9 protein-coding genes are annotated in these 6,164 nt (G+C 49.3%); 5 read left to right on the top strand and 4 right to left on the bottom strand.

From position 1 onward, the window contains the following. The first annotated feature begins 160 nt into the window (after window positions 1-160). Window positions 161-268 carry an RHS domain-containing protein gene (locus G8770_RS24765; protein ID WP_425051040.1) on the top strand — a complete coding sequence of 36 codons (108 nt, stop codon included), beginning with the start codon at window positions 161-163 and terminating at the stop codon, window positions 266-268. A 207-nt stretch (window positions 269-475) separates the two neighbouring features. Here G8770_RS24765 and G8770_RS23190 read toward each other — a convergent pair whose 3' ends face one another. Both G8770_RS23190 and G8770_RS23185 read right to left on the bottom strand, forming a co-directional pair. Next, the gene (locus G8770_RS23190; RefSeq protein WP_167192431.1) at window positions 476-913 is read right to left on the bottom strand and encodes a hypothetical protein; all 438 of its coding nucleotides are present in this window, start codon (window positions 911-913) and stop codon (window positions 476-478) included. A gap of 403 nt (window positions 914-1,316) precedes the next feature. Continuing rightward, a complete protein-coding gene (locus tag G8770_RS23185) occupies window positions 1,317-1,967 on the bottom strand; it encodes a DsbA family protein (protein WP_208022473.1) in 651 nt (216 codons plus the stop codon). 228 nt (window positions 1,968-2,195) lie between these two features. Here G8770_RS23185 and G8770_RS23180 point away from each other — a divergent pair, with 228 nt between their 5' ends. Continuing rightward, window positions 2,196-2,540: a YggL 50S ribosome-binding family protein gene (locus tag G8770_RS23180; RefSeq protein ID WP_167192430.1), complete on the top strand. Its 345-nt coding sequence runs from the start codon at window positions 2,196-2,198 to the stop codon at window positions 2,538-2,540. 115 nt (window positions 2,541-2,655) lie between these two features. Here G8770_RS23180 and G8770_RS23175 read toward each other — a convergent pair whose 3' ends face one another. Next, a complete protein-coding gene (locus G8770_RS23175) occupies window positions 2,656-3,006 on the bottom strand; it encodes a nucleotide pyrophosphohydrolase (protein ID WP_167192429.1) in 351 nt (116 codons plus the stop codon). Between the two features lie 243 nt (window positions 3,007-3,249). On the opposite strand from G8770_RS23175, the gene G8770_RS23170 reads away from it, so the two are divergent. Genes G8770_RS23170 through G8770_RS23160 form a run of 3 tightly spaced genes read left to right on the top strand, consistent with a single transcriptional unit; the run spans window position 3,250 to window position 5,696 of the window. Continuing rightward, the gene (locus G8770_RS23170; RefSeq protein ID WP_167192428.1) at window positions 3,250-3,726 is read left to right on the top strand and encodes a DoxX family protein; all 477 of its coding nucleotides are present in this window, start codon (window positions 3,250-3,252) and stop codon (window positions 3,724-3,726) included. 60 nt (window positions 3,727-3,786) lie between these two features. Further along, window positions 3,787-4,767, top strand: coding sequence for a glutathione S-transferase family protein (locus tag G8770_RS23165; protein ID WP_167192427.1), 981 nt, complete (start codon window positions 3,787-3,789; stop codon window positions 4,765-4,767). A 59-nt stretch (window positions 4,768-4,826) separates the two neighbouring features. Then, on the top strand, window positions 4,827-5,696 hold the full coding sequence (locus G8770_RS23160) for a pirin family protein (protein WP_167192426.1): 870 nt from the start codon (window positions 4,827-4,829) through the stop codon (window positions 5,694-5,696). A gap of 76 nt (window positions 5,697-5,772) precedes the next feature. Here G8770_RS23160 and G8770_RS23155 read toward each other — a convergent pair whose 3' ends face one another. Next, a complete protein-coding gene (locus G8770_RS23155; RefSeq protein ID WP_167192425.1) occupies window positions 5,773-6,039 on the bottom strand; it encodes a GNAT family N-acetyltransferase in 267 nt (88 codons plus the stop codon). Between the last annotated feature and the right edge of the window lie 125 nt (window positions 6,040-6,164).

Below are 6,164 nucleotides of genomic sequence, written 5' to 3'. Positions count from 1 at the left end.
GACTATGCCGATCAGGAACTGGAAGCCCGCGCTAAACCGGTTTACTATCGAATTTGGTGAGCGGGTAACGGCTCATCTTTGACGCGTCACGGGACGTTTACACAGTTATCAGGACACTCTCTTCAAGACCTACTACCAACACGATGCCCACGACAGTCGCATCGGCACCCCGCAGGAAATCACCAACGCCAGCGGCGCTATCGTCTGGCAAGCCCAATACAAAGCCTACGGCCAATTAGCGGGGTTTTCCGACAAGCCCGCCTCCTAAGACCCAAATACTTTTTCTGAGATTTTCGGGAGTCTCTGAAATTTAAAAGTTCGCCAACGAAAATCGTGCATTTCACACTGAAATAACAGAAAAAAACATTTCCGTTAAATTGAGCAATTGCCTTAATAGTAAAAATCAGTTGTTCAAAAAGAGAAGTGACCTGAATCGGGAAAATGCGTATTCATCAAAACCATAAGGGCACAAAAACTACCTCACCGGTGCCCACCCATTCGGAAACCCTTTCACATACCCATCCCAGCAGCCCTTGCCTCGCAATAAAATAAACTGCGTTCGCGACAGCGGTTGTTTTGCGAACTTCAGGCTGCCCTTCACGCCGCCATATTTTTCCCACCAGTATTGCTGCGCGGCAGCCGCTTCAAAGCGTGTGAAATCAAAGACCTTTTCAATTACCGCCGAATAATAAGGCCAATTCTCTTCCGGCTGCTGGTAGGTCCCCGATGGAAATTGATGCATGTGCCACGGAGCATCCAGATCGTCAGCACAATGACGAAAAAAACGCCGATCATAATATTTGCTTCTGACTACGCCCACATAGACGCTGCTATTTTCTGCTCTATGAACCAAGCGATAGAGGGTGTAATCATCCAGCCGGTTATTAAGTATCAGAGGAGCATTGATTGGCACTATCCCACCTCGATCGAACACGGACTTTTCAAACGTTGAAATCAATAAGGTACTTACCAATTAACCATGAATTGATACGGAAGTTTACATGTGTAATTTAAGGTAAATACCGGCCTGGATACTGCGTCACAGTACGCCCCTCCTGCTCCCTATGGAAGTCAATGGTCTCGCGAGAAGCGGGTATCCTTATATAGCGTAGTCGACTCAACACGCCATCTCAAAGTCGCTCAATGGCAAGATCGGCCACACAAGATACATTCAACGCCAAAATTTAATAAATTTTACGCAGCCTCTTTTCAGCGGACACAGAAAGGACGTTCAGGGGGATGGAAAGAGGAAGAACGGAAAGCTGCTCAACAAACCCAAAGGTAGAGGCTCACCGCAATGATGCCTCACGATACATTCACTTCAGCGCCAGCTGGATTTGCCTGAGGGGCACCCGATGATCCTGGTACTCACGATCCAGTTTGATCACCTCCGCCCCCACTTCTAACACCAGTGATGGAAAGCCATCAATCGGTAGCTGACGAGCCAGTGCCAATTGGGCCTCGAAGTCAACCTGCACTTCGCCAGATCGTAAATCCCCCTCAAACTGAACCGCATCCAACTTCAGCTCTTGCGCCAGCTGGACTAGCACGTCAACATCTGAAGGATTTAACGCCCGAAGATAATACGCTTGCTGAATCGCATTATGCATCGTCACTAAAGCCCCCTGCCGGTCTGCGGCGATAACAGCCCGGCACGACAGATAGGTTGAACGTCGAGGTTGATTTTTTACCCAAAAATCAAAATTGAACTCGGTCCCCAGCTGTGACTGTATATCACGCCAATACCCTTGAATTGCCTGTTGCAAGGCTTCAGACATGGGCTCTTCAGAATCCGGGGCCAAGCCGCCGGCCACATAGACCACTTCGATGTTTTCAGGCAGTTCGCGGGTTAAGGCATCCCACACAGGCCTGAATCCCCAGCACCAGGAGCACATGGGGTCATAAACATAAAACAATCTGGCACGGAATTCATTATCAGGAATCAGAGAAGGCGTAAGAGCAGGCATAGTTTGGCTTTCTAAAATAGAGTGACGCATTTTATCCTATTTAAACGCCCTGTATTTCCAATTTTCCTCCGAATATCGGATTACCCATAACAGAACTTAATGCTTAAGTCTTTGCTTTGACCTGAGAATGACTCGCTTGCTGATGACCATTCCTCTACAATGCGCCCCCTGGCTGACAGCTATTTCTATGGCTTTACGGCCTCCTCCTCCCCCTTTGAGATTAACAATATGACTAAACAGACTGGCCGTAGTCGCCGCCTGCGTAAAAAACTTTACCTCGACGAATTCGCGACCTTGGGTTTTGATCTGGATTTTGAGTTTACAAGCGAAAAAAGCGCCGAACAGCTGGATGCTTTTGTTGCTGACTTCATGAATAGCGCCATTGATGCCAACGATCTGGCCTTTATGGGCAGTGCCTGTGCGGAGACCATCGCCGGCGTTGTCATTTGCCGAGGCCGCTACGATTCCGTCACCCAGGAACAGCGCCAAGCGGTTGCTGACTGGCTGAATGCCAACGCTGATGTTAAAGCCAGTGAATGTGGCGAGCTGACAGACTCTAACGAGTTACTGTAATCGTTTAGTAAAGACGGTTCTCCAACTCGGTTATTCGCCGGGCTGGAGGGCATTCTCCTCCAGTGTGACCTTAACGTTCTCCCAGCCCCTTCAATGCTCTGCTCGTATGCTGTTGCTATTCATACTCTGTGTATTTTTTGCTACTGCCACGAACCTTTTCAGCCGGGTATTTTACTTCATTCTTCAAAATCTTCTGTTGGACCGCAGACAGAATATCAATGCCCAGCTTGTCAGCCATTCTGACCAGATAAACCTGAACATCCGCAATCTCATCGGTCACCGCCCGCAGTTGTTGCTCCGTTAAATTCTCGGACTGCGCTTCAGTCAACCACTGAAAACACTCAACCAGCTCTGAAGCCTCGACACTCAAAGCCATAGACAGATTTTTCGGGGAGTGAAATTGATCCCAATCACGCTCTGCGGCATAGCGACGCAAATACGTCTTAAGCTCCTCAAGATTTTCCATTTATGCCCACCTCACAGGCTAGTTGCTTGCTCAACACCAGTGCTCCACCTTATCAATAAACACAAACCCGGCACCAGCCGTGACTTGAAGGCCCATTATTGCTCACAGCACAATCCGCGGCACCCAATCGTTCAAAATATCTGATCATTTACTTTCAAAAAACCCAGTTATTACCTCAAACCAGCCGCACTACAATGGCTTAACAGTCTGATCAATTAGACATTAACAACCCCGGAGCAGATTATGACTACACTCAACAGTACCCACACACCATCTTTCAGTTCAGCCTATCTCAAACCACTGCTAGCCTCACAGGCAGGCTGGGGGGGCTTGGCTTTACGAGTGCCGGTCGGCCTGATTCTGGCTGCCCACGGCTCACAGAAACTGTTTGGCTGGTTGGGCGGTTACGGCCTCGAAGGTACCGGCCAATGGATGGCGTCCATCGGTTTTGAGCCCGGCATTCTGATGGCCTTTTTGGCTGGCAGTGCTGAGTTTTTCGGCGGTCTCCTGTTGGCTCTGGGGCTGTTAACCCGTCCCGCGGCACTGGCAACGGCGTTTACCATGCTAATGGCTATTACGTTCCATCTGCCAAACGGGTTATTTGTCAGCAATAACGGTTATGAATATGCGCTTACCCTGCTCGCGGCAACGGTTGCATTACTCTTTTTGGGCGCTGGCCGCTTTTCGGTGGACGAAATTCTGGCGAAGAAAGTTCAATAATCCCAATGGCTGAGTCGTCTTTTACGCGAACTATTTAAGTTATTTTTTAAGGAGAACCACATGGGCTTACTGGTAAAGGGACAATGGCAGGATCAATGGTATGACACCGACAGTCACGGGGGCGAATTTATCCGCACCGATGCGCAATTCCGCCATCACGTTACCGCGGATGGCTCCAGTGGCTACCAAGCCGAAGCGGGACGATACCACCTGTTTGTCTCACTGGCATGCCCCTGGGCCCACCGAACGTTAATCTTTCGTAAGTTGAAAAAGCTTGAATCCATCATTGGGGTGACGGTCGTCAAACCTGAAATGCTCGACCAAGGCTGGGAGCTGTTACCCCTTGATGACGCCGCAGCCATAGACCCCAGCCCGATCCCGGACATTCGCTATTTGTACGAGGTGTATACCACAACCCAACAGGATTACAGCGGACGTGTGACCGTCCCTGTATTATGGGATAAGCACACACAAACCATTGTGAACAACGAATCTGCGGAAATCATACGAATGTTTAACCGTGAGTTTGATGCCTTCACCGATGTATCAACCGACTTTTACCCCAAGCGGCTGCGTCAGGGAATTGATGACATAAATGCCACTGTCTACGACAACGTGAACAATGGCGTGTATAAAGCCGGTTTTGCCACGTCACAGACCGCCTACGAGAAAGCTTTCAACGCCTTGTTTTCAACATTGAAAGACATCGAACAGCGTCTTGAACGACAACGCTTTCTGGTGGACGATCAGATCACCGAAGCCGACTGGCGCTTATTTACCACATTGATCCGGTTTGACAGCGTCTACTATGGGCATTTTAAAACCAACCTCAAGCGCATTGAAGACTACCCAAACTTGTCCAACTACTTGCGAGAGCTTTATCAAGTCGAAGGTGTTGCCGAGACGGTAAACTTTAAACACATAAAGACACACTATTACTACAGTCACGACACCATTAACCCCACCAGAATTGTACCCCTGGGACCCGAGGTTGATTACAGCCGACCACACAACCGACCTGAACTGTTTTTACTGGCGTGAACGTCTCTGGCTTGAATAATGAAGCCATCCCACAGGTTAAGACACACAAAGAGTCTCTTATGAACCGTAAAATACTCGCTTTACATACCGCTCAGCCCTCTATTGATGGCGATGGCGTCAGCATCCAGCGTATTGCAGGCCAAGGACATTACAGTCAATTTGACCCCTTCCTGATGCTGGATGAATTCAGGGGGGGTGAAGATGGCAAACAAACCAAGGGCTTCCCCGAGCACCCTCACCGTGGATTTGAAACGGTCACCTACATGTTGGACGGCGTTATCGAACACCGTGACCACCTGGGCAATGTTGGCCGCCTCGTCACTGGAGGCGTGCAATGGATGACCGCTGGACGAGGCGTATTACACTCTGAGCTGCCCATCGCGGATGACAGTCATTTTCACGGGTTTCAAATTTGGGTAAACCTGCCTGCCTCAGAAAAAATGACCGCACCCAAATACCGGGAGTTCGGTCCGGAGGAGATTCCCGTACTGGAACTGGACAACGGCAACACCATCAAAGTCATAGCTGGCGAGCTGTCCCTTGATGACGATTTGTCTGTTGCAAACCGCTCAGCCACAGGGCCAGTGAAAGAGGTCGCGATCCGACCTGATTATTGGGACGTGAATCTCAACGAAAAAACGTCTATCCGTTTGCCCCTCAGCCCCGACAAGCGGGTTCTGGTCTATGTTTATCAAGGCAATATCCGTATTGCTCAAACAGAAAGCGGTATCGACGTGCATCCACAACAGATGGCGATTTTGGATAAAGGCGAGGCATTAACGATAAGTGCGACAGAACAGAGCCGCTTTTTGGTGCTGGCCGCCCACCCGATCGGTGAGCCAGTTGTCAGCTGGGGGCCATTCGTGATGAATACCCGTGAAGAAATTGAGCAGGCGATCAGGGACTATCAGGCAGGGACTTTGGTTTAATCGGACTAGTTGACTTACTCGTGGCCACAGCTCAGGTTTGGACAAGGCCACGCCTGAAACGGAGGCCAAATGTCGGTTAAGCTCGATCCCAGTGGTTTAATTCTCCGTTCAAAAATTTTTCAACGTACCAGCAGGTGGTTGAAATATTCAGCCCCTGTTGTCGCGCCCATTTTAATCCGGTATCTACAATTTGTTCTGCGATACCCTGCCCTCTTAAACGAAAAGGCACATAGGTCGAAATAAACGTAACTGTATCACCGTTGATCGAATACTCCAGCTTCGCCAGACTGCCATTGACGTTCGCAGTAAAGCAATGCAACTTGGATTGATGTTGTACAACCATCCGTAAATCTCCTGAACACCTTTTTAGTTTAGACCCTTTGGTTCTGTTTATCCCGCTGTGTCACGCATTAAATAGGCAACGGATGAAGTACCGGGTCAAAACCGTCGAAACGACAAGCCATTATT

The sequence above is a fragment of the Pseudomaricurvus hydrocarbonicus genome, from assembly GCF_011602365.1.
GTDB lineage: Bacteria > Pseudomonadota > Gammaproteobacteria > Pseudomonadales > Cellvibrionaceae > Pseudomaricurvus > Pseudomaricurvus hydrocarbonicus.
The sequence above is the reverse complement of the archived record's forward strand: the minus strand, read 5'-3'. Positions and strand labels throughout refer to the sequence as shown.